The 23,128-nt window shown below is 42.2% G+C and carries 21 protein-coding genes; 10 read left to right on the top strand and 11 right to left on the bottom strand.

What is annotated here, in order from left to right:
* Positions 1-49 precede the first annotated feature (49 nt).
* Positions 50-1,288, top strand: coding sequence for a beta-ketoacyl-ACP synthase II (gene fabF / locus EJP82_RS22310; RefSeq protein WP_127194282.1), 1,239 nt, complete (start codon positions 50-52; stop codon positions 1,286-1,288).
* A 134-nt stretch (positions 1,289-1,422) separates the two neighbouring features.
* Here the strand turns inward: fabF and EJP82_RS22315 are convergent, their stop codons facing one another.
* Positions 1,423-2,058, bottom strand: a complete 636-nt coding sequence (locus EJP82_RS22315) for a hypothetical protein (protein ID WP_127194283.1) — start codon at positions 2,056-2,058, stop codon at positions 1,423-1,425.
* 100 nt (positions 2,059-2,158) lie between these two features.
* On the bottom strand, positions 2,159-2,920 hold the full coding sequence (locus EJP82_RS22320; protein WP_127194284.1) for a LuxR family transcriptional regulator: 762 nt from the start codon (positions 2,918-2,920) through the stop codon (positions 2,159-2,161).
* Positions 2,921-3,049: 129 nt separating this feature from the next.
* On the opposite strand from EJP82_RS22320, the gene EJP82_RS22325 reads away from it, so the two are divergent.
* Both EJP82_RS22325 and EJP82_RS22330 read left to right on the top strand, forming a co-directional pair.
* Positions 3,050-3,565, top strand: coding sequence for a DUF2569 domain-containing protein (locus EJP82_RS22325; protein ID WP_170220273.1), 516 nt, complete (start codon positions 3,050-3,052; stop codon positions 3,563-3,565).
* Positions 3,566-3,677: 112 nt separating this feature from the next.
* Entirely contained in the window at positions 3,678-4,127 is a 450-nt protein-coding gene (locus tag EJP82_RS22330; RefSeq protein WP_148125755.1) for a hypothetical protein, read from the top strand.
* 124 nt (positions 4,128-4,251) lie between these two features.
* Here EJP82_RS22330 and EJP82_RS22335 read toward each other — a convergent pair whose 3' ends face one another.
* Positions 4,252-5,670, bottom strand: coding sequence for an MFS transporter (locus tag EJP82_RS22335; protein ID WP_127194287.1), 1,419 nt, complete (start codon positions 5,668-5,670; stop codon positions 4,252-4,254).
* A 59-nt stretch (positions 5,671-5,729) separates the two neighbouring features.
* Positions 5,730-6,242 carry a TetR/AcrR family transcriptional regulator gene (locus EJP82_RS22340; protein ID WP_170220274.1) on the bottom strand — a complete coding sequence of 171 codons (513 nt, stop codon included), beginning with the start codon at positions 6,240-6,242 and terminating at the stop codon, positions 5,730-5,732.
* Positions 6,243-6,410: 168 nt separating this feature from the next.
* On the opposite strand from EJP82_RS22340, the gene EJP82_RS22345 reads away from it, so the two are divergent.
* Positions 6,411-7,601: an oxalate decarboxylase family bicupin gene (locus EJP82_RS22345; protein WP_127194288.1), complete on the top strand. Its 1,191-nt coding sequence runs from the start codon at positions 6,411-6,413 to the stop codon at positions 7,599-7,601.
* A 100-nt stretch (positions 7,602-7,701) separates the two neighbouring features.
* On the opposite strand, the gene EJP82_RS22350 is transcribed toward EJP82_RS22345, so the two are convergent.
* Entirely contained in the window at positions 7,702-8,598 is an 897-nt protein-coding gene (locus EJP82_RS22350; RefSeq protein ID WP_127194289.1) for a LysR family transcriptional regulator, read from the bottom strand.
* Positions 8,599-8,728: 130 nt separating this feature from the next.
* On the opposite strand from EJP82_RS22350, the gene EJP82_RS22355 reads away from it, so the two are divergent.
* Together EJP82_RS22355 and EJP82_RS22360 are read left to right on the top strand one after the other, a co-directional pair.
* Complete coding sequence (locus tag EJP82_RS22355; protein ID WP_127194290.1) at positions 8,729-9,400, top strand: O-methyltransferase; 672 nt, start codon at positions 8,729-8,731, stop codon at positions 9,398-9,400.
* A 95-nt stretch (positions 9,401-9,495) separates the two neighbouring features.
* Entirely contained in the window at positions 9,496-10,356 is an 861-nt protein-coding gene (locus EJP82_RS22360) for an AraC family transcriptional regulator (RefSeq protein ID WP_127194291.1), read from the top strand.
* Between the two features lie 553 nt (positions 10,357-10,909).
* Here the strand turns inward: EJP82_RS22360 and EJP82_RS22365 are convergent.
* Entirely contained in the window at positions 10,910-12,028 is a 1,119-nt protein-coding gene (locus EJP82_RS22365; RefSeq protein WP_127194292.1) for a nitric oxide synthase oxygenase, read from the bottom strand.
* Between the two features lie 278 nt (positions 12,029-12,306).
* Between EJP82_RS22365 and EJP82_RS22370 the strand changes: the two genes are divergently transcribed.
* Positions 12,307-12,753, top strand: coding sequence for an OsmC family protein (locus tag EJP82_RS22370; protein ID WP_127194293.1), 447 nt, complete (start codon positions 12,307-12,309; stop codon positions 12,751-12,753).
* A 148-nt stretch (positions 12,754-12,901) separates the two neighbouring features.
* Here EJP82_RS22370 and EJP82_RS22375 read toward each other — a convergent pair whose 3' ends face one another.
* Positions 12,902-14,512 (bottom strand): glycoside hydrolase family 43 protein, encoded by a 1,611-nt coding sequence (locus EJP82_RS22375; RefSeq protein WP_127194294.1) that lies wholly within the window; start codon positions 14,510-14,512, stop codon positions 12,902-12,904.
* A gap of 207 nt (positions 14,513-14,719) precedes the next feature.
* Between EJP82_RS22375 and EJP82_RS22380 the strand changes: the two genes are divergently transcribed.
* Positions 14,720-15,604 carry an AraC family transcriptional regulator gene (locus EJP82_RS22380; protein WP_127194295.1) on the top strand — a complete coding sequence of 295 codons (885 nt, stop codon included), beginning with the start codon at positions 14,720-14,722 and terminating at the stop codon, positions 15,602-15,604.
* Positions 15,605-16,021: 417 nt separating this feature from the next.
* Positions 16,022-17,767: a ribosomal protection-like ABC-F family protein gene (gene abc-f / locus EJP82_RS22385; RefSeq protein WP_127194296.1), complete on the top strand. Its 1,746-nt coding sequence runs from the start codon at positions 16,022-16,024 to the stop codon at positions 17,765-17,767.
* Between the two features lie 23 nt (positions 17,768-17,790).
* Here abc-f and EJP82_RS22390 read toward each other — a convergent pair whose 3' ends face one another.
* Both EJP82_RS22390 and EJP82_RS22395 read right to left on the bottom strand, forming a co-directional pair.
* Positions 17,791-18,468 (bottom strand): class I SAM-dependent methyltransferase, encoded by a 678-nt coding sequence (locus EJP82_RS22390; RefSeq protein ID WP_127194297.1) that lies wholly within the window; start codon positions 18,466-18,468, stop codon positions 17,791-17,793.
* A gap of 173 nt (positions 18,469-18,641) precedes the next feature.
* Positions 18,642-20,081, bottom strand: a complete 1,440-nt coding sequence (locus EJP82_RS22395; RefSeq protein WP_127194315.1) for a DHA2 family efflux MFS transporter permease subunit — start codon at positions 20,079-20,081, stop codon at positions 18,642-18,644.
* A 256-nt stretch (positions 20,082-20,337) separates the two neighbouring features.
* Between EJP82_RS22395 and EJP82_RS22400 the strand changes: the two genes are divergently transcribed.
* On the top strand, positions 20,338-21,567 hold the full coding sequence (locus EJP82_RS22400) for an aminopeptidase (protein WP_127194316.1): 1,230 nt from the start codon (positions 20,338-20,340) through the stop codon (positions 21,565-21,567).
* A 56-nt stretch (positions 21,568-21,623) separates the two neighbouring features.
* Here the strand turns inward: EJP82_RS22400 and EJP82_RS22405 are convergent, their stop codons facing one another.
* Both EJP82_RS22405 and EJP82_RS22410 read right to left on the bottom strand, forming a co-directional pair.
* Positions 21,624-21,962, bottom strand: a complete 339-nt coding sequence (locus tag EJP82_RS22405; RefSeq protein WP_127194298.1) for an antibiotic biosynthesis monooxygenase — start codon at positions 21,960-21,962, stop codon at positions 21,624-21,626.
* A 78-nt stretch (positions 21,963-22,040) separates the two neighbouring features.
* The gene (locus EJP82_RS22410) at positions 22,041-22,985 is read right to left on the bottom strand and encodes a DMT family transporter (RefSeq protein WP_127194299.1); all 945 of its coding nucleotides are present in this window, start codon (positions 22,983-22,985) and stop codon (positions 22,041-22,043) included.
* Positions 22,986-23,128: the final 143 nt, after the last annotated feature.

Here is a 23,128-nt window from a genome sequence, read left to right on the forward strand (position 1 = left end):
CATGATAAGTATAGATTGTTATTTAAGGACGATCAAGGAGGCAATGACCATGGAAAGAGTTGTAATAACAGGAATGGGTGCGATAACCCCACTCGGGAATAATGTCGAGACCTTCTGGACTCGGTTAGCTCGGGGAGATTCGGGTATTTCTTATATTGATACTTTTGATACAACTCACTTTAAGGTTAAAATAGCCGGTATCGTAAGAGATTTTGATGCCGATAAACTATTCGGTTCTAAAGAAGCAAGACGGCTCGATCGATTCAGCCAATTTGCCTTAGCTGCTGCGGATCAGGCTTTAATCGACTCTGGGATCAACTTAGATCAAATAGATAAAGAACGATTAGGTGTTTACGTTGGGTCTGGAATCGGTGGAATACAAACGTTAATAGATCAACATCAGCTGTTAAACGACCGAGGGCCTGATCGGGTAAGTCCTACCTTGGTGCCGATGATGATATCCAATATGGCTGCGGCCTTAATTAGTATTAAACTGGGGGCATTAGGCTCATCCTTATCTCCAGTAACAGCTTGTTCCATTGGCAATACAGCTATTGGAGAAGCTTTCTATCAAATTCAAGCTGGAAGGGCCGACGTCCTATTCGCAGGAGGATCGGATGCAGCAGTAACTGAAATATCACTTGCTAGTTTCACAAAAGCAACGGCATTATCGACGAGAAACGACGAACCTGAGAAAGCTAGCCGGCCATTTGATGCCGGACGGGACGGGTTTGTTATGGCGGAAGGTTCAGGAATTCTCGTTCTGGAATCGTTATCCCACGCCTTACGTCGAAAAGCTAGAATATATGCGGAGGTTATCGGTTACGGAGCTAGCTCTGACGCCTATCATATGGTGGCAACTCATCCTGAAGGTCATGGAGCATACCGCGCAATGAAATTGGCGCTGAAGGAAGCGTCCATCGAGCCAAACCAAGTGGACGTCATAAGTGCTCATGCTACTAGCACAGAGGTCGGAGATAAGTCGGAAACTGCAGCGATCAAGAAGCTTTTTGGCCAAGATGCCTATCGTATTCCTGTAACAGCTAATAAGTCGATGACGGGACATATGTTTGGTGCCGCAGGAGGCGTAGAGGCAATTGCCCTGGTAAAAAGCTTACAAACGGGGATTATTCCTCCTACCATTAATCAGCAGGAGCAAGAAGCGGAATGTGATTTGGACTACGTTCCCAATGTAGCTAGAACAGCCGATCTGACGATCGGCATGTCCAACTCTTTTGGGTTCGGCGGTCATAACGCAGTTATCGTGCTGAAAAAGTACAGTGAATAGGCTGAAGCTCATCCCCATCGAACTAGGGAATCACGTTATGTAGGCAAGCAAAAAGCTATTGATGGCAGGGAACATTCCCTGCTATCAATAGCTTCTTTTTACTTTAATGAATCTGTAATTACAAATTTATTTGATTATTTAAAAGTTATAGATTCTATGATTTTATCCACTTCAGCTTTGCTCTCATCATCAAAATGAGTAATAATAAAACTAAAAGCATACCCCTCAATGATGGCGGTGTAGTAGTTCTGAGTAACTACCAATTCGCCAGCGTCAAACCAGCACTCTAAGACAGCCATATCTTTACCACCAATTTTGACGGTGGATATCTCTTTAAACTCATAAGGGATCCCAGTATCTATCAGCGTTTTTTTCGTAGGTTCGAGATACTCCTTCCCCGCCTTCATACCTGGGACCTTCTCCGCAACAACCGTAACAGAAGGACTCGGATCCGGTCCATTCAGCGGATATTGCGAAACCAGTAGTAGATTTAATGTTTTGGCTTTAGAAAGTTCCAATTGTAACTTCTTAGTTTCATCTTCTCCAGCAATCATTTCTTGACCGGCATTCGCAATTTCATTCATTCCGGCTGCATCTTGAACTTCCCAATCTGTAGGAAAGGATAACGATACACCAAAATAATCATTAGTATAAGAACCACTTTCAGTTACCCCTAGGCTTACTTCTTTACCCTTGCCCCCGCATGCTGTTACCATTACTAAAGTTAGTATCATTATAACCGTCATAACTCCAAGCTTTTTCTTAGACATATTACCCTCCTGATACTTTTTTCCACACCAGAAAAGCTTATCATAACCTCCTTATATTTCCACCTATATAAAACTATAGGTTGTTATTACAAGGTTATTATTACAAAATGGAGTAACGACTTGCTATTGAAACGGCTTCAGTGCTGGACTGAACACCCAATTTGTCGAATATGATTTTCTTATGATGATTGACTGTACATTCTTTGATGTTGAGCTTTATTGCGATTGCCTTTACCGTTAATCCCTGCGAAATTAACCTCAGAACCTTTAACTGTCGTTCTGTTAATTTTATCGCATACTGTTCAAACAATTGGGCACTATGCTGCTCTTGGTAACTACTCAACATATGGGCCGGTATTAGCTTGGCAATGGCAACTAGCTCACTTTTCATATCTGCATTAATGGTGGACACATCGAGGTAGCCTATATTTTTCCGTCCGATATTTAACGGAGTAGAGAAGCAATGCCAGTCCTTAAAATAGGGACTTCCATGTTCTTCTGGCGGTAAATAGACCGGAGCATTATGCTTTATTGCTTCTGAAATTGCATTAACTCCACAACTTTTCTCCGAAAAATACATACCTAAGTCGATGGGTGAACCACTCATCGTATTTGCTAGATTCTGGCTGTAATCCATCGACAATAGAACGCCCTCTGTATTCGTAAGTAAGAACAGATATGGACCTGAAAGATGATCCTTGATGTTCGATATGCAATTCTGAAAGACCGTAATTAACAGTGAGTCTCTAATACGAATCCGTTCAAACTGCTGTTTCGATGCAAACGAACCTGTTAAGCTGAAACTTTCTCCTAAATGGTCTTCCCTCCATTGTTGAGGTAGAGCCCTTATCGCCTCAGGCATTACAGTTATCCTCCTTGGTGTATCTGTCTTTCGGGAAATAAATGAATACCCTTTCTTTATTTATCGGAGAATCATGGGAATATTTAAATTCGCTTATCTAAGCGTTCAAATTATAGGGAGGAATACGATTTGAAAATTGATAAAACAGAAACATGGGTCAGGGAATCACTACCCGATCCGCTAGGTGTCTCAGGGTTGGGTGGATGGTTAGTTCTGATTCAGATTGGCTTATATATTACAATCATCAGGTTAGTTGTTGTATTTTTTCAGTTTATATTGCCCATGTTTAGTTCTGGCGCATGGGAAGTGCTTACTTCACAAAATTCGATGGCTTATCATGCATTATGGGGGCCCATTATCATCTTTGAAACGGTGTACAATATCATATTTTTATTTTTTGCCGTATACATATTGATTCAATTGTATCAGAAGAAATCTATCTTCCCTCGTCTAATGATTATTTTCTATATCGCTAGTCTTTTGGCTGTCACTATTGATATTATTCTAATGTATCAAATTCCATTAGCTCAGCAGAATAGCGACGTTAGTTCTTTTAATGAGCTTTTCCGTTCTATATTCACATGCGCCATCTGGATTCCCTATTTCATCAAATCTACAAGAGTCAAAAATACGTTTACCAAATAAAATGCACTCAAACATTAATATGAAATCTTCTTGAAAATCATTTGATCGAAAATAGTAATAGATCGAGCAACATGTATCGTTGCACTAACGTCGATACTATTGAGGTGAGATGATGAGCAAAAGAAGAATAATGCTAGTCTCCTATATACTTTTACTGGTCGCAATTGTACTTGGATGTTCCAAGTCTGCTACAACAGAGGGACTATTCTCAGAACCTCCGGATGTTGTGGGATTCATTGATGAGAAAGAAATTCTGTTCATTAAAGGTTCTTACCATTGGGATCACGCTATTGCTGATGCCCCGAGTCCAGATAATTTGGTAAAAGACACAGCCGTTTATGTAGTAAAACCAAATTCAGAGCTAACATTAACATTCAAAGGTGAAGAACCTCAAGAGATCTCAGCTGGGCTCTGGGTAAATCAAAATTTCACGCCATTACCTAGAGTAAAAGATACAATCCTCCTTCCAGATAAGCCTGGAATATATGTACTGTCTATTGGAGCGAAATGGTCAGGCGACGATCGTGGTAGTTATGCTGCTGCTATCGAGGTAATAGACTAAGGGGAATAAATCCGTGGAATCACAACACGAAAAGGCCACATTGGAAGTGGCCATTTCGTGTTTTTTGGTATATTCATTCCTACTTCATTAGCTGATCACCTTCGCGCCATTAGTTCAACCCTTGTCATAGATTGCTCTCGCGCGAAGCCTTAGTTGAAACGACCGCTGCATTGCGCTTATCAAAGACGAAGATCGCAATCACAAGCAAAGCGATAAGCATCATTAGGGAATCAGCAGCTAAACTCGGTACCAGATGATCGGCGAATTGCTGAGGGGACTCCATCGAGGCTCCCGTTCCAAAGATAATTCCACTGATGGCGATACCAAATACAGATCCGAGCTGACGCGTCGTATTGCTTACCCCACTCGCTTCCCCTGCGGAATCTTCTGGAACAGAAGCTAGTAGTCCATGCGACAACGGCGTAAAGCTAAGCCCCATGCCTGCCCCAGCCAGCATCATGGGCACAAGCACATCTGTAAAAGGAAATACCGGACCCTTAATAGAGACCATAAGTGCCAACCAACTTAGACCTACTCCCTGTAACAGCAATCCAGTCATCAGTACCCTTTTTGATCCAAATCTCCCTATCGCCATTCCAGCAAAAGGTGCTGCTAACATGGTCATAATCGTCCAAGCCATCTCCCGAACTCCTGCCTCAAGAGGACTGTAACCTTGTGCCTGTTGAAGAAATAATGTCAGCATAAAAATCGCACCAAAGACGCTCGCATTCATCCAAAATCCCGCCAAAATATATGATGTGTACGTTTTGTTGCGAAACAAATCAAACTGTACGGTTGGGCTAGTTCTTCTTTTTTCCCAATAATAAAATAGAACCAGAAGCAGAAGACCAACCAATAACGACATAATTACCAAGGGATCTCCCCAGCCAAGTGGTCTACTTTTTTCCAAGCCAAAAACCAGACCAAACAACCCCGTAGTCAGCAGAATAACACCCAAAGGATCCAGTGGCTTGCGTACTCCACGAGACTCTTTGATCCAGCTCAAACCCAAAAGCAGTGCAATCAGTCCAACTGGTAAATTGATATAGAAGATCATTTGCCAAGGTGCTCCTTCCATGACCAGACCTCCAACCAGTGGGCCTACACTAAGCCCTAACCCGGAAATACCTGACCATAACCCGATCGCTAGCGCCCTTTTTGCTGGAGGAAATGCCGCGTTAACAAGTGTGAGGCTAAGCGGTACGATCGCTGCTCCTCCAATCCCCTGAATCGTTCGGAACACAATGAGTGCGGATGAGGAAGTACTTAGTCCGGAGAATAAAGATCCTATTGTAAAAACCGCCACCCCAGCTAAGAATACCTTTTTCCTCCCAATAGATTCACCCAACAAGCTAAAGGGAATAATTAGAACAGCAAAGGCAAGGGTATAAGCATTCATAAACCATTCTAAATCAGACAACGAAGCCCCTAGATCCTTCTGAATGGATGGGAGTGATACTCCCAGAATTAAACTGTCCAGCATGGCCATGAACAAAGCGATACAGGTAATAACAAGTAGACGCACTCTGGATGAGGTTGACATTTTAAACTCCTCCTCTAATTTATTTATTGATAAATAAATAGAATATATAGAAAACCGCACTACGGCATAAGCTGCGGTAATTCCAAAACTGCTGAAAGAGAAATGACCAATCCATAAGCGAGGAACATACTGGCTTCGTGAGAGCTATTGTTGATTCCGGCTAAATCGAACCGATTTCTCATAGTTTCATGAAGCTGGGCATATTTTTCTCTGGCAAACTCTTTGACCTTTGGCTCTGGTGTGGCAGAACATTGCATAAGCAACAGCATCTCGTTACGCTGAGTTTCCATGAGCTCAACGAAGACATCCCCCATCGCTGCACATAACTGTTCTGCTGGGGCTTCTACCTGATTGAAGGCATATTCCATTCGTTTATATGCACGCTCCAACACAGCTAAATACAGCTGTTCTTTGGTTTTAAAGAAATGAAATACATAAGGTTGAGTGACGCCTACGGCCTCTGCAATATGGGCGGTTGTTGTTTTGTAATAGCCTTGAGTGGCAAATAAAGCAGCAGCACTCTCCATAATTTGTTCTTTGCGGTTTGCTGGTATTTCTTCTTTAATACTCAATGGAATAATTCTCCTTACATTTATTTATTACTCAATAAATAACATACATTTAGATCTCAGTCAATAACCAAGCGATTACAAACATACAAACGGAACCTCCGTCATAAATTATTTGAATGCGGATGTAGAATTATGCTTGTAACCTTCCAAATGAGAGGAGATGATCTCATGGAAAACCAACCTGGGACTCAGACTAAGAACGGAAATGTACCTCAACCTATAAGGAGTGATGGAGCCGGGGCGACGGATTTGGGTCCACGGGACGTCATGCGGGATATTGAAAACCCTAACATGCTGGTTCCACCAATTACAGATGCTGGCTTGATCCCTAACTTAAAATTTTCGTTCTCTGATACCCACATGCAGTTAAATCACGGTGGTTGGTCAAGAGAGATTACAATTAGAGAGCTACCGATTGCAACCACACTTGCAGGCGTTAATATGCGCCTGACTCCTGGAGGGGTGCGCGAACTCCATTGGCATCAGCAAGCAGAATGGGCTTATATGCTCTTAGGAAGTGCACGGATTACATCAGTTGATCAAGAGGGGCGAAATTTTATTGCTGATGTTGGGCCGGGTGATCTTTGGTACTTTCCAGCCGGATTACCCCATTCAATTCAGGGGTTAGAAGAAGGTTGTGAATTTCTGCTCGTCTTCGATGATGGTCATTTCTCTGATCTAAATACCTTATCTATCTCCGATTGGTTCGTACATACGCCCAAAGATGTGCTGGCAGCCAACTTCGGTGTTCCTGAGAGTGCTTTTAACAACATTCCCTCGGATCAGGTCTATATTTTTCAAGATAATATTCCCGGCTCAATAGAAAGTCAGAAAGTTCAATCCCCTTACGGTACCATCCCGCAAAGTTTTAAGCATCAGTTACTGGCGCAGACACCTATTCGAACACCAGGCGGAAGCGTGCGGATTGTGGACTCTACTAACTTTCCTATTTCTAAAACTATCGCAGCAGCACTTGTTGAGATTGAACCCGGTGCTATGAGAGAACTTCATTGGCATCCAAATAATGACGAGTGGCAATATTACCTTACTGGCCAAGGACGTATGACAGTATTTGCAGGAAACGGCACTGCCCGCACTTTTGATTATAGAGCTGGTGATGTTGGTTATGTCCCTTTTGCCTTGGGTCACTATATTCAAAATACCGGTGATGAAACCTTGTGGTTCTTGGAGATGTTCAAGAGCGATCGATTTGTCGATGTATCATTAAACCAATGGATGGCACTTACTCCCCGTGATCTAGTTCAGGACAATTTACATGTCGGACCAGAATTGCTAGATACACTACGTAAAGAGAAATGGCCTGTCGTTAAATATACAAATGACACTAGTAACAAGTAAGCTCTAATGCCTTTTCCTTTTCCACATTGGCTCCGTCAGAACGTTGAGGTCGTGAATATCACGGCCTCTTTGCTGTATAGCTAAATAGGTAAGGCCTATGCTATTCTTTATACGGATTTTGACGGATCATCTGAATGAAGTTCATTGCGGAAGCAGATAATGGCTCGTTTTTACGAGTACAGATGGCAATTGTATTTTTCAGATGGATCCCTTCAACATATACTCGGCATAATTCTCCACGTTCTACATATTCGCGCACAACTATTGAAGAGACAAAGTTTGCACCATATCCGGCAATAACTGCTGTAATAGCTTCGTGTAGCCCATTGAACTGCAATGAAATTGTAGGTGCGGGTGAATTGTATGTACGGCATAACGATAGTAATCTCTCTCGCGTTGAACTCCCCTCTTCACGCATGACAAAGGGTTCCTTCATCATTTCAGGTAAAGAAACCTGCTGATTCGCATATCGATGATTAGGAGCAACTACAAACCATAACTCATCCTGAAACAACTCTTCTATCTCAATTGTATCCTGATATTCTGCTGGTAGTCCCCCATAAATTGCAATATCAACATCTACATTTAGAAGCTGGTTCAAAGCATCGCTTGAATTGGTCGTGGTAAACATCATTTCAACCTGTTCATATTGCTGTTTAAACTTTGCAATCCACGTGGGTATTAGGAAATGAGCGGGTAAATACGTTGCTGCTAATCGAATACACCCGTTTGTGCCATTCCGGTATTCCTGAGCGAATTGTTCGATTTGCTGTTCTACTGCGAAGAGCCTTTTAGCAAGCAAGGAGATCTCCTCACCCGCATCGGTTAAAGCTATTCCTCTTCCATGAGGCTTAAGTAAAGTTAGAGAAAGTTCTTTTTCAAATTTCTTAATCTGAGCAGTTATAGCAGGCTGACTTATATTTAATAATTCTGAGGCACGTGTCACACTCCCGGTAGAGGAAATCACATAGAATAAGCGTAATGCATGTAGATTCATTTGATTACCTCCTTCCGTTTAATTTATATATTATATATATGAATTATTAATTAACATATATTATATTTATTATTTTAACTCATTTACAATATAACCAGAAGATAACAATCAATGAGGAGAAGTGATAAATATGAATTTAACAAATACGTGGAATATGGTCGATCAATATATTATAGAACGTCTGATTCCCCATGATTCTGTTCTGGAGCAAGTATTAGCTGCAAATCAACAGGCAGGTTTACCACCTTATGATGTCTCTCCTAATCAAGGGAAGTTATTAAACCTATTTGCTCAAATGCAAGGTTCACAACGAATTCTGGAGATTGGTACCTTGGGCGGATATAGTACAATTTGGTTGGCAAGAGCACTCCCATTAGGCGGACAATTAGTCACATTGGAACTTGACCCCGTTCATGCGCAGGTAGCAAAGGCTAATATATCTCTTGCTCAACTAGATGATATTGTAGACCTTCGAGTAGGGGATGCTTTAGATCAATTGGCTCAGATGGACTTCGAGGGAGTTGCACCTTTTGATTTTATATTTATCGATGCTGACAAACCTAATAATCCAAACTATTTGAAATGGGCACTTCATTTCTCCCATCCTGGAACTGTTATAATTGGAGATAATGTCATTCGTGATGGAGAGGTCATTAATGAAAATAATCAGGACCCCCGTGTAGAAGGGGTAAGGAAGTTTTATGATCTGTTGGCTGATGAATCTAGAATCACAGCTACTGCCATTCAGACAGTAGGTAGTAAAGGTTATGATGGTTTTGTATTAGGTATTGTAACTAGCTAAAGAAGTCCAATTATTTACCTGTCAATAGAGAGCATGGAATGACAGGAGCGACAAACGTGGGCATGATAGTATGAATTCAAGAGGAGATGGCAAACATGGAATGGCTTATCCGAATGAAGGAAGCTTTGGACTATATGGAGAGCAAGATGGAAGAGCCTTTGAATATTGACGATATCGCAAAGGTCGCTTATTCCTCCCCCTTCCATTTCCAGCGCATGTTCAACATGCTAACTGGAGTAACGGTCGCAGACTATATCCGCAGACGAAGATTGACGTTAGCCGCACAAGAGCTAGCAATCTCTAAAGTCAAAGTGCTCGATGTAGCACTGAAGTATGGATATGACTCTCCCGAGTCTTTCGCTAAGGCGTTCCGTAAGGCACATGGAATGGCACCTTCTACTGCGCGAGAGCCAGGGATCCAGCTCAAAGCTTTTCCCCGCCTCTCCTTCCATCTATCATTGAAGGGAGATAAGGAAATGGATTACAGAATCGTAGAAAAGGAAGACTTTACTGTTATCGGCAAATCAATTCAAGTTACAACTAGAGACGGGGAGAATTTACGCAAAATCCCCCAACTCTGGTTGGATGCAAACGAGGACGGTACGTCCGATAAGCTAATCGAAATTGGAGTAGACAAGGATCTACTCGGCATCTGTGCAGAAATGGATTATCCCAATGAGATGTTTTCATATTGGATCGCCGTAGAAGGACGTCCTGGAACCGACCCGCAGGGGTATGCAACTACCGTCATTCCTGCTGCAACATGGGCCGTATTTACCTCAGTAGGACCGATGCCGCATGCTATTCAAAGTGTGTGGTCACGGATCTTTCAGGAGTGGTTCCCAAGTTCGGGATACGAGCATACGGGGGGACCGGAGTTTGAACTTTATCTACCGGGCAATCCAGGCGCTGAGGATTATCAATGTGAAGTATGGGTTCCGATTAAGAAAAAATAAACCCATTCTGGCTTAAGCTTAACCTAGATACCCGTGCTTGATGTGGCGTGAATGCGTGAATATCTGGAGTGTGGATATGTCGATATGTGGATATCGGATGTGTGGATATGAGGATATCTGGATATGTGGATGTGTCGATATGAAGATATGGATGTGTGGATATCTGGATATGTGGATACTTGAATACAAAATAACAGGAATTCCTCCAGTTAATATGACTATTTACCAACAGTGGATAACTTATCTGGAATTTCTCCATCTAATTTGACGCTTTGGCCCCATAGTGATGGATATCGGATGAATTAACTGGAGTTAATCCATTTAAACGAGAATTAATGGGTTTCACCTAGCAACTTAACTGGAGTTTTTCCATGTAAGTAAAACCTGCGCCGGACTCTGGCAGTCTCCATGTTACTAACTATTCATTCAGCAGCATCCGTGCTACGGACTTCACTTGGTCAGGCACGATTATGTCCCCAGTCCAGTCAGTAGGTTTAACCCGCTATGAAAAAAAAGACAGGTCAAGTGGCAACTTTGACCTGTCTTTTTGCTTTTATTCTCCCAGTAAATATGGATTCTCTTGATGAAAAAAATTTGGAGTCACGAGCCGATCATCGAATGTGCTGTGAAATATATCGGTGGTTGCCGGGGATAACGGCGGAATAAGCCATGACCAGCGTCCGGTAACATCACGGGCTTCCTTTTTTTCATTCTTCTGAAAAGTTCCAAATTGTTGAGCCGCCGTATGGTGATCAACAATACTGACTCCGCATTCCCGAAATGAGTGCAGAACGGCGACATTTAATTCGACCAACGCCCGATCTTTCCACAACGAAACGTTTGAGGTCGTATCTAATCCCATTGCTATAGCCACGCGAGGAAGTAAGTTGTAGCGGAACTCATCCGCCAAGTTACGTGCGCCAATTTCTGTTCCCATATACCAACCGTTAAAAGGAGCGGCAACATAGGATGTACCGCCAATCTCAAGTCGCATATCAGAAATAATCGGAACGGCATACCATTTCACTTCCTCCCCACGAAACAGATCCAACTCGGGATGGCATATCGGAACTTCTAACACAATCTCTTTCGGGAGGTCAAAGACTCGCGGTTCTCTACTGCTGCATTGAATAACTAAAGGAAGGAGATCAAACGATGTCCCTTCCCCTTTCCAGCCAAGTGATTCACATACTTTCGTGAAACGAACAGACGAAGGATCTCCGATCACATTCCCACCTGGCATTTCATATCCCGCATAACGAAGCAATTGGTGATTCCAGATTGAAATCGGCTCGCCTCCTAGGGAAGCTTGCTTAAATATTGTAATGGTGGGCCGAATTTCCCCGCCATTGGTGGCAAATTCAATATGGCGCAGCAATGCTTGAAAAATCATTTCCTCACCATCCAAATCACGAGCATCGAATACATGGAGCCGGTTCCAGAACAATCGACCGATGCAACGATTGGAGTTACGCCAAGCCATTTTGGCTCCGTGTACAAGTTCCTCGTAGGTATGAGTATATGAACCATTTCGGTTGATTTCATCACTGACCTGCTGAACCCGAAATTCCGTATCGTCTGCGGTTTGTCCTAACTCATGGTAGCAACTACGGATGAACAATTCCGCTTCTTGTTGCAGTTGGTTCTCGTTATGATGTATTTCCCTATTCATATTGTGTCTGCCTCCATTGAAATTACGAGCCGATGTCAGATGTATGTTACTTCGGAGCGTCTTTTATAGGCTATTGGATATCGGTAGTCAAGTCAATGTCTGACCCGTATCGATACTGAACGGTCGTGCGATTCTCGCTCTATCTTTCAAATTTTAACTTAATGGATTGACAGTATATAACAGCAACCATATAATACTTATAATACCCAGCAGATAAGTTGGTTTATTAATTGAATTAAATCGAATTAATTTCATACATACTCAAGGAGGATTATAATATGGCTGCTGTTCAAACTTTCAAAGCAACTGCGCATTTACAAGATGGAGTTCAAGTCAAAACAAGTTCCAGACACTTCGAGCTGACTATTGATGAGCCAAAAAGTTTAGGTGGAACGGATACCGGTATGAATCCCGTCGAAGTTCTGCTTGCCTCGTTAGGCGCATGTCAGTCTATTGTAGCTAGAGTCTATGCACCTAAGTTTGGTGTTAAACTCGATGATTTTCAAGTGGATGTTGAAGGCGATCTTGACCTAGATGGTTTTTTCAATAAATCTGACGTTCGCCCAGGGTATTCTGATATTCGTTATACATTCCGCATTAAAACGGATTCGCCGAAAGAAAAAGTCGAGGAATTTGTACACTTCTTAGAAAGTAAGTGCCCGGTTGGAGATACTATCGCAAACCCCGTGAATCTTAAATTAGCAAACATTATTATTGAAAATTAATCCCCCCCTTTGCTCGCAAAATAAAAAGAAGACCGGAATCCCCCTCAGTGCACAAACTGAGAAATTCAGGTCTTCTTTCTATTTACCTTTAATAGAACTAGCCGCAATACCTTCAACGAGCATACTCTACTTTTCCACTCACTCTAAATCAGGAATGGCTCTTATATATAAAGTAATCAAAATCAGCGTGCTCACTTTGCCCAGATATATCCTGACACTGCATACCGACAAATGCCCCTGTAAAGAACCCGCCGCCTTGAATGTAATCGTCTGATAACTTATATGAATGGAAAGTAACAGGAATGATCGTCCAATCTTCTCCGTCAAATGAATAAGAATAATGATACACGTCACTCTCTACATCGACCCGTAAATACACGTATTCTACATCCTCCGGTATCACAATTTCATTCCCTTGAAGCGGTTGTATATATGTGAAATTATCACAAGCCACAAGTTCAAGGATTCTCCCTTTATCTTCATTCCACGTAATCTGACAAGATGTCCAGTTCTGAGTGTTATAGTAATTCACTAGTCCTGCCGATTGCTGAAAAGTTGTTGGGTTAAAGGTAAGTTTGGTTTCTGCAGTGAAATTAAAATGCTGCCAGCGTCTTGCTACGAAAGCTTGTGTAAACTTCGAAGTTAGTGATTCTTTCCCGTAAAGTCTTAGGTGTCCAGGATTATCACTTAGTGAGACAATATGCTCCCCGAGTGGAATCCGTAAGCTTTGAAAGTGTGAGTTAAGCGTATCCGAATTAAAATCATCCTTCTCTGGAAAACCCGGTTCCCACTGTACTTCTGCAATCTGTGGTCCTTCAATCTCAAGTGAAGGGTAATTACCTCCCACCACATAAGGCCAATCATTTCTCCACTCCAAACGTTGGATTGCTGTTTCCCTGCCTAGCGGACAATAACCCCGAGGGCCTAACAAGGCTTGCCCCTCTCTTGACAGCGGTCGACCCGTTAAGTGGACCAAGAACCATTCATTCGTATGTGTCTTCACAATCGATGCATGACCTGCCTTTTGCAACGGAATCCGAGGTGAAGGCCATGCAGTTATCAGCGGATTTTCTGGATGTACTTCGTAAGGTCCACGCAAATTCTTAGAACGAGCTATCGTAGCCGCATGCTCATAACTTGTACCGCCTTCTGCGGTCAGCAAGTAATAATAACCGTTGATTTGATATAAATGAGGGGCTTCTGTCACCCTTAAATCTGTTCCTTTGAAAATAATCTCCGGTTTGCCGATTAATCGTTGTTCGCTGGCACTATACTCTTGAAGTACAATCCCATAAAAACTATGGTTATCAACGCGATGATCCCATAGCATGTTGACTAAATATTTATGACCATCTTCATCATGGAACAGCGATGGATCAAATCCGGAGCTATTCAAATAGATCGGCTCTGACCACTCACCATCAATGGTATCGCATGTCACGAGATAATTATGACCATCCTTCCATGGTCCATCTACAACTTTGATGTCGGAATAGATGAGCCAGAACATATCATTGTTATAGGAAAGCTGAGGTGCCCACACTCCGCCAGAGTCCGGGTTGCCCATCATATTTAGTTGGCTTATTCTATTAAGTGGTCTCGCAATCAACCTCCAGTTTTTGAGGTCCTTAGAATGATAAATTTGTACACCAGGAAACCATTCAAAGGTCGATACAGCAATATAATAGTCTTCCCCTACACGACAAATGCTAGGATCTGGATTAAAACCTGTCAAAATCGGATTTTGAATAGTAGCCATTTTTTCTACTCCTTCATGAATGTAATTGAATTAACTTCCTGGTTTATTTACCCTTATTCCAAATATATAAGTGCAATCTTTCATGGTATTATAATTACATAATATCAACGATTATACTCTGATCCCATATCCATACCACGATTTATTTTACCCAAATCAATCGAAATATTGATTTAACTTTCAATCTCATAAAAGGAGTTAGTCATTATGGAAGATATACCTGAGCATATGAGAAAAAAGTATTTACTCCCCGACATGGATTCAACTTTCCGATTATTTGCTGCACATTGGCATGCTGTTGACCGAAATTGGAAGTATCCTATTCATAAGCATCCACTTTTTGAAGTGAATTTAGTACTATCGGGAACACAGGAAATGATCGTCAATCAAACAAGCTATATACAAAATCCAGGGGATATCATGCTGCTAGGTCCGGGTGATGTCCATGAAAGTAAAGCGATTGGTAAGGAGAATATGACCTATTATTGTCTGCATTTTGATGTGGATGAACGGGTCCTCCGCGAACTTCTCTGTCGTAATAAAACATACTTTCACGCTTCGAATAGCGACTTAGCGACTGCGATTCAGCCTGCTTTAGATAAGTTGATCAAATTAACAAAAGATGAGGCAGCCCAGCGGGTTGAATCTCGCATGATGATCCTATCTGCTCTGTTCGAGCTCTTCGCTGGGATCAGTGGCACACTTTCCAAACGGGACAGTAGCGTGACCGTCCCTCGTATGTCCCAAGTAGCGTCACAAATTGCTGCAAGACTTGAACTTGCTGTCGATCAAACTGAGGATGAACGCTTAGAAGGACAAGATATTGAGACAATTGAGTCTATTGCCGCAGAGATCGGATACAGCATGTCTTCCGTTAATCGGATGTTTACCTCTGTCTACGGCGTGTCACCTCGTCAATATATGTCTACATTAATGCTGAAGAAATCCAAATTGCTGCTGATGGACCCTGAGCTGACGATAGAAACGATCTCCGCAAAGCTTGGTTACAACAATATCGCCCATTTCAGCAGACAATTTAAGCGGTGGACCGGAGAATCACCGAGCAGCTTTCGCGGTCGCTTTTATAAGTAGCTAACTAGGATTCTTCCTCGATCATAGTCGACTCAGTTGCACAAGTTAAAATTCATGTTACAATGGTTTTAATTGTGAATCCTTAGGAGGTATCTATTTAGACATCATGTGGACCTAATTCCGTGTCGCTCATGTAATTCGATATGACGACGATTGATGCTCTGCCTGTGCGCGGAGCGGAATAGGAAACGTGTGTCTAAAGGAGAATACTCCTTTTCCGCCAGTATCAGCCCTTATTTAGGTTGCTGAGCACTGCGGATCCCCACACCCTCTTTGCCTTTATGGCTCTTTAAGAGGTGGATTTTTTCTTATTTCCGCATACCCAACGCCACAGGTGCAGCCTGTGGTTTTTTTGTTGTCTACGAGTTACAAGTCCCTCATTGCAGATTGTAAACTAAACGCAAAGTGGTGATTTTTATGACAATAATAAACTGTCGCGGTGTTAAAAAAACATTTGGCGAAATGATAGCTCTTAAGAATATTCATCTTGATATCGCAAGTGGTGATCGAATAGGTTTGGTAGGTATAAATGGCGCTGGAAAAACAACACTGGCTAACATCTTATTTGGTAGCATCCAGCCAGATGAAGGTAGCGTTACCTATCACCGTCAGCAGATGAAGGTGGGTTATCTGTTGCAATCCACTTCTTATACGGTCAATACATTTTACAATATGATTAGTGACAACGATGAATTCAGCGCGGGGAGCGAATTTCTTGAACTAACTAGCCATCTCGGATTAAAAAAGGTCCAGGAGTGGAATTCAGAACGTTTAAGCGGATTAAGTGGTGGGGAGAAAACGAAGCTTGCCATCGCCCATATTTGGGCCTCTCAGCCTGACTTCCTCATACTAGATGAACCTACGAATCATTTGGATTTTGAGGGCGTCGAATGGCTGATTAACGAACTAAAAACTTATAACGGTACAACGTTGATCATTTCCCATGATCGTTATTTCCTAGATCAATCTGTAGAGCGAATCCTTGAAATTGAAGATGGGGTCTCGACGAACTATCCCGGTAATTATACATTTTATCGCGAAGAGAAAAATCGAAGACTTCAAAGCCAAATTCACCAATACGAAGAGCAAAGAAAATACGAACAAAAGATTGAAACGGAGATCGAGCGACTTAAAAATTGGTCATCTAAAGCCCATCGTGAATCGACCAAAAAGGCAGATAAACACGTTGGATTTAAAGAGTACTATAGAGTCAAAGCGAAGAAAATGGATAACCAGGTCAAGTCGCGAATCAAACGTCTGGAGAAAATTGAAATCGAAGGTGTTAAAAAACCGAAAGAAGAAACCAAAGTATCCTTTGACTGGGATAATCCAGTGAAGCGTGGTAGACGTATTATTGAGGCAGGGCTGATTAGTAAAGCCTACGCTGATAGAATTCTGTTTCGTGACAGTTCCTTTTACATCCAACGTGGGGAGAAAATCGGGCTACTTGGACCCAACGGTTCCGGTAAAACGACTCTAATTCAAATGATCCTTGGTAAGGAGTCCGTCGATTCGGGAAAGCTCTGGGTTAGTCCAACCGCTAATATTTCCTACTTAACCCAGGACGTTACGGATTTGAACCCCGAGCGTTCGGTACTAAATCTTATTGAGGAGTCGCATCCCCTTCGTGATCAGTCTAGCAAAGCCCGTACATTGCTCGCAGGTATGGGATTTAATGAAGTTATGTTGAAGAAACCGATTAAGCAGTTAAGTCTCGGCGAACGGACACGGGTTAAGCTGGCTCAATTAATTATGCAAGAGCAAGATTTGCTCATTCTCGATGAACCGACGAATCATCTTGATCTTGCCACTAGGGAACAATTAGAGAAGACCTTGTCTTCTTACAGCGGCACCCTGCTCCTAGTATCCCATGACAGATACTTTCTTGAGCAAACCTGTGACAAAATGCTCGTATTTTCGAATGGGAAGATACAAAAGGTTGAGGTTGGTTTTGAGGAATATAAGGCCCAAGCGGATCAGAAGAAAGCGGCAGTCAAAGACAACAAGGAAGAGTTAAATGAACAACGAATGATTATTGAAAATCGAATCGCCTACTTACTTGGTGAGATAAGTAAATTCAAGCCAGGAGATTCCTCGTACGAATCCTTGGATCAAGAGTTTAAGCAACTGATTAAGCAAAAACAGCAGTTGTTAGAGCGGTAAATGGTTTAGGTTGTGTTGCTTACTTATTTCCGTGCATAAAATAAGGCAAATTCATGATATTTGTAGATACAATCTGACTCGGTAAACCCAGCCTCAAGCAACCATTGGAGTTGATCGTTTACAGATGCATTTCGGTCTAGCTTTCTTCGTTCTATTGCGGATTCTAAGACTTCAGTAGTTAGGCCATTCCGGCGAATGGTATCCTCCCATTGCTCCTTATAATAAAGATCGAAATAAGGTGAGGAACCCGAGGCCTGATCCGCATTAACGAAGATCCCACCCTCCGTCAGGAGATTAGATACATTGAGAAACAGTGTTCTTTTATCCTGATGGGATAAGTGATGTATAGCTAACGAAGAAATGACAACGTCATACTTCTGCCCCTCAAAATTATAAGTCGCAAAGTCTGCTGTAATATACTGAACGTGAGAATCATCTCTGAATCTGTGACGAGCCCCTTTCAACATCTCTTCACTCAGATCTATTAAGGTTAACGACGCTTCCGGGTATTTCTGACGCACATACGATGAGAAAAGTCCTGTTCCCGCTCCTAAGTCTAATATTCGCGGGGCCTGCTGCTCTGTGTTGACTACAGATACCGCCATGCTGTAGAAATCATCGAAACACGGTATTAGCTGCCGACGCTGAAGGTCATAATTTTGTGCTACAGCATCAAACTGTCTCTTTAATAAGTCGCTCATCTCATCTCCACCATTCTTTGAAAATAGAGTTATTCCCTATATTACTGTTGTTATAGAATAAACAGAAATATACAAAACGTATGATCTCAATAGGATTTACCTATACAAGCACAAAAAAGGAGTGGCACATACGCTTAGGTATGCACCACTCCTTTTGTTTCTTCACATCATCATTATTTCTGGTGTTCCACCTTAACTCGTTTAATAAAGAAAGAACAGATCAGACCCACAATAGCGACACACATACCGAAGATGAATGCGCCTTGCACTCCATGTGTGAATGCCGGAAGTAGATTTGCTGGATCTTCTGGGTTCGTAACACCACGCAGATAGCTCTTCTGACCTGCTGCCATAACACTAACGGCAAGCGCCGTGCCAATTGCACCCGCCACTTGTTGTAATGTGTTCATAATGGCCGTACCATCAGGATATAATTCACGAGGAAGCTGATTAATCCCGTTGGTTTGCGATGGCATGAAAATCATAGAAACCCCTATCATCAGTGTACTATGCAGTACAATTATGAATGCGTTGGTTGAGGTTACTGAAATACTGGAGAAGAACCACATCGCGACAGTAACAATGATTAGACCTGGGATAGCCAGCCACTTTGGTCCATATTTATCGAACAAACGTCCCATGATCGGTGACATAATCCCATTAATAATACCACCTGGTAGTAAGAGCAGTCCCGCTTTGAACGCTGTATACCCTAGCCCTGTAATCAAATACATAGGAAGAATCAACATAGACGATAGAATAATCATCATACAAAGAAACACCATAAGCACCCCGACAGAGAACATCGGGAATCTGAATGCGCGTAGATTAATCATTGGCTGCTTCATCATCATTTGGCGAATCCCAAATAGAATTAGCGAAACAGCTCCTACAATGATTGCAATGATAACTTTCTGACTACCCCATCCTTCACTTTCCCCTGCACTACTGAAACCGAAGACAATACCACCGAATCCAATAGAAGACAACACGATTGATAGCGCATCAATTTTGGGCTTCGTAATCTTCGTTACATTCTGCATAAATAGAATGCCACAAATAAGTGCAATAATAAGGACAGGCAAAGCCAACCAGAAGATCCAGTGCCAGCTAAGATTCTCAATCAAAAGTCCTGCAACAGTTGGTCCGATCGCTGGTGCAACCATAATAACTAGACCAATCATTCCCATTGCAGCACCACGTTTTTCCGCTGGGAAGATTACCAATATGGTATTGAACATAAGTGGCAATAATAAGCCAGTTCCAATCGCTTGAACCACTCTTGCCAGCAGCAAGACCTCAAAAGATGGAGCTAGGGCGGCCAATATTGTACCTAAAATGGAGAAACAAAGTGATGTAATAAACAACTGTCTAGTTGTAAACCACTGAAGTAAAAGACCTGAGACCGGAACAAGAATACCTAACGTTAGTAGGTAACCTGTAGTTAACCATTGTGCCGTTGCCGGCGTAATACTGAGGATTTGCATTAAGTCACTTAAGGCGACATTTAACGCAGTTTCACTAAACATACCGATAAATCCACTCAGTAATAATGAAATCAAAATAGGCAATACTTTAAGTTGCTTATTGTTGATCTCAGATGTTCCTTGCATAGTTGCTTCCAACTTTCCATCCTCCTAATATCTATATCTGTCTATATAATAAAAACATAAATCAAGATATTGTGCCAACAATAAATTAATTTTTAATTATTTTTAATCTTTCTGATAAGTCTTCACTCCTGATAATGGTTATCTTTTCGCCATATTTTCTGTTCACTTATCCGAAAAATTGTTTCGGTGCGTGTAGCGTATGAAGTTGCAGCATTTGTTTTTTTGGTATATTTTTATCTTCATGGAGGAATGTATGATGAAAAATTTTCAGCTTATGTTAGAGAAGTATGCAGAGCTTGTCATCAAAGTAGGCGTTAATATTCAGCCAGGGCAAGTCCTGATCGTTCAATCCCCTTTGGAGACTGTAGACTTTACACGCTTAGTGGTGTCTAAAGCCTATGAAGCTGGGGCCAAATATGTTCAAGTGGAATGGGAAGATGAACAGGTTACACGCATCCGGTATGAGAAGGCGTCTGATGATTCTTTCAGCTACTATCCGAAATGGCAGGCCGACATGATGGAGCAACTCGCCGAGGGTGGCGGAGCCATTTTACATATTAAGGTTCCTGATCCTGAACTATTCCGCGGCATCGATTCATCCAAGGTATCCACGGCTGTAAAGGCAGCTGCGATCGCACGGGAGAAATATCAAGGTTATGTACGTAGTAATAAAGTGAGTTGGTCATTAATTAAAGCTCCAACACGAGCTTGGGCCAATAAGGTATTCGCTGACTTACCGGAAGAAGATCGAGTTGCGGCCATGTGGGATGCTGTATTCCTCATGAACCGTGTGGGCGATGACGATCCAGTAGCGGCTTGGCGTGAGCATATTGGTGAACTGAAGAAAAGACAGCATTACATGAACACGAAACGTTACAAGAGCCTACATTATCGTGCACCTGGAACGGATCTGCATGTTGAGATGCCAGAAGGATATTTGTGGCTCGGTGGCGGCGATGAGAAGGAAGATGGCGTTTATTTCGTGGCTAATATGCCTACCGAAGAGATTTACACCATGCCACACCGTACAGGTGTGAACGGCACCGTGACAAGTACGCTACCACTTAATTTGAACGGACGACTCGTCGAAGGCATTAAGTTAACTTTCAAGGATGGTAAAGTAATCGAATATGATGCAGAATCTGGCCGAGAGCATTTGACTTCATTGCTCGATACCGATGAAGGCGCATCTTATCTTGGTGAAATGGCACTTGTGCCTTATGATTCCCCCATTTCTCGCATGAACCGGGTATTCTACAATACGGGTGTTGATGAGAATGCGTCCTGCCACTTTGCGCTTGGTAGCTCTTACCCTGTCAACATTGAGGGCGGAACCAAACTAAGCAAACAAGAGCTACTCGCAAGAGGAGCCAACGTCAGCCTGACGCATGTCGATTTCATGATCGGCTCTGCTGAGCTAGAAATTGATGGTGAACTGGCCGACGGAACAATGGAACCGGTATTTCGTAAAGGGAGCTGGGCTTAAAACTAAAAAGGGAGCTGCCTGGATAACTACTTATCCGGACAGTTCCCTTTATCATCTTATAGATTAAATGTAGGAAAGGCTTTGCCCCGTTTAACAATCTCCGCATCGTACATATTAACCACTGTACTAATGATATAAGAAGGCGGTTGCTGGCTTTTCTTATCACGATGCCCTTGTATATGTGCATCGCTCTTCTCCCAGTTCTTCCAAGCATCCTGGGATTCCCAGCGAATAACGACAACGACCTCTTCATGTTCTTTACTCTTTCTATTCACCATGATACTGATATCAATAAGGCCCTCCATGTTATCAAGTGGACTCTCTCCACTAAATCTGGAAACCACTTTATCGCTATTTCCCTTCTCGACCACTATCGTTCTCGTTTGAATGAACAAGTACATCGCCTCCTACGAAATAATCATCTCAGAATAAATGAAGTATATGTCCATATTAATTGATAGTGATTATCATTGTCAAAGTAAGCTGACAGATTCGCTACTTTCAACTTCCAATTTTGCCTCTACTTCTGCTTGGCTAGGCATCTCTTTACCATATTTGATAAATATCCACACGCCTAATAAAATAAGTACGCCTGCTCCAAGCTGAAGCGGGGTAAGTATTTCTCCAAGTAATAACCAAGCCAGTAGTGAAGCAAATACAGGCTCCCCCAATACGGCCATCGACACGGCAGCGGCGCTAATAAATGTCATCAGCCAATTGAATAAATAATGTCCGAATAACGTAGGAACGATGGCGAGCAGCAAGAAAATGCCCCATTCTTTTGGAGCGTAGCCGGTAAACGGGATGCTGTAAAAGATATTGTACATAGCTAATAATGTAGCTGCGATCGCAAAAACCCAAAAGTTGTAAACAAATACTTTCATCTCTTTCAGTGCATACTTTCCTACAAGTAAATGGGCGGCGATGGCAATCGTTCCGAGTAGAGACAGCAGATCACCTCTGAGTGCCTCGCCGGACAATTTAAAATCACCCGATCCAATGGCTATCGAGCCGACCAATGCTATACTCATCCCTATGATCATGGCTCGGTTAATCCGGGCACCAAACAAGAAGAAGGAACCAAACATCACGATAATGGGTTCCAGTGTTAATATAACAGTTGAGCTGGCAACTGACGTTAAGCGTAGAGATCCCATCCACAACAGAAAATGAAGACCTAGCATAATACCTGATAATATTAAGAGCTGCCATTGCTTCTTACTTAACCGGAGTATATCGTCACGGTATTTCCACAATAAAGGCAACATGAGTAAATTCGTCAAATAAAGGCGATACATCGCAATGACCGACACCTCAGCGCTTGACCAGCGTACGAAGATAGAAGAAAAAGAAATAGCGATAATACCAATAATATAAAAGATTTGAAATGATCTTGCTGACTGAGTATTCTGGTTCATTGAGTATGCTCCTTGAAAGGTCTAGTTAAATGCCAACTCACATTATAGCTAAATTTTAGTTCCAATTATATAAATATATAAAATTCTCCATGCTAGGTTCTTTTCTCTCAATACGTCCTTATAAGCTTTTTCAAATCAGCTCA

It is taken from the genome of Paenibacillus anaericanus (assembly GCF_003994475.1).
GTDB lineage: Bacteria > Bacillota > Bacilli > Paenibacillales > Paenibacillaceae > Fontibacillus > Fontibacillus anaericanus.

Excerpts from the sequence above, each read along its gene's own strand:
- EJP82_RS22330 (WP_148125755.1), top strand. The coding sequence starts at position 3,678 with ATGAGCAAAAGAAGAATAATGCTAGTCTCCTATATACTTTTACTGGTC.
- EJP82_RS22370 (WP_127194293.1), top strand. The coding sequence starts at position 12,307 with ATGGCTGCTGTTCAAACTTTCAAAGCAACTGCGCATTTACAAGATGGA.
- EJP82_RS22390 (WP_127194297.1), bottom strand. The coding sequence starts at position 18,468 with ATGAGCGACTTATTAAAGAGACAGTTTGATGCTGTAGCACAAAATTAT.
- abc-f (WP_127194296.1), top strand. The coding sequence starts at position 16,022 with ATGACAATAATAAACTGTCGCGGTGTTAAAAAAACATTTGGCGAAATG.
- EJP82_RS22380 (WP_127194295.1), top strand. The coding sequence starts at position 14,720 with ATGGAAGATATACCTGAGCATATGAGAAAAAAGTATTTACTCCCCGAC.
- EJP82_RS22335 (WP_127194287.1), bottom strand. The coding sequence starts at position 5,670 with ATGTCAACCTCATCCAGAGTGCGTCTACTTGTTATTACCTGTATCGCT.
- EJP82_RS22395 (WP_127194315.1), bottom strand. The coding sequence starts at position 20,081 with ATGCAAGGAACATCTGAGATCAACAATAAGCAACTTAAAGTATTGCCT.
- EJP82_RS22410 (WP_127194299.1), bottom strand. The coding sequence starts at position 22,985 with ATGAACCAGAATACTCAGTCAGCAAGATCATTTCAAATCTTTTATATT.
- EJP82_RS22365 (WP_127194292.1), bottom strand. The coding sequence starts at position 12,028 with ATGAATAGGGAAATACATCATAACGAGAACCAACTGCAACAAGAAGCG.
- EJP82_RS22320 (WP_127194284.1), bottom strand. The coding sequence starts at position 2,920 with ATGCCTGAGGCGATAAGGGCTCTACCTCAACAATGGAGGGAAGACCAT.
- EJP82_RS22400 (WP_127194316.1), top strand. The coding sequence starts at position 20,338 with ATGAAAAATTTTCAGCTTATGTTAGAGAAGTATGCAGAGCTTGTCATC.
- EJP82_RS22355 (WP_127194290.1), top strand. The coding sequence starts at position 8,729 with ATGAATTTAACAAATACGTGGAATATGGTCGATCAATATATTATAGAA.
- EJP82_RS22315 (WP_127194283.1), bottom strand. The coding sequence starts at position 2,058 with ATGTCTAAGAAAAAGCTTGGAGTTATGACGGTTATAATGATACTAACT.
- EJP82_RS22345 (WP_127194288.1), top strand. The coding sequence starts at position 6,411 with ATGGAAAACCAACCTGGGACTCAGACTAAGAACGGAAATGTACCTCAA.
- EJP82_RS22375 (WP_127194294.1), bottom strand. The coding sequence starts at position 14,512 with ATGGCTACTATTCAAAATCCGATTTTGACAGGTTTTAATCCAGATCCT.
- EJP82_RS22350 (WP_127194289.1), bottom strand. The coding sequence starts at position 8,598 with ATGAATCTACATGCATTACGCTTATTCTATGTGATTTCCTCTACCGGG.
- fabF (WP_127194282.1), top strand. The coding sequence starts at position 50 with ATGGAAAGAGTTGTAATAACAGGAATGGGTGCGATAACCCCACTCGGG.
- EJP82_RS22360 (WP_127194291.1), top strand. The coding sequence starts at position 9,496 with ATGGAATGGCTTATCCGAATGAAGGAAGCTTTGGACTATATGGAGAGC.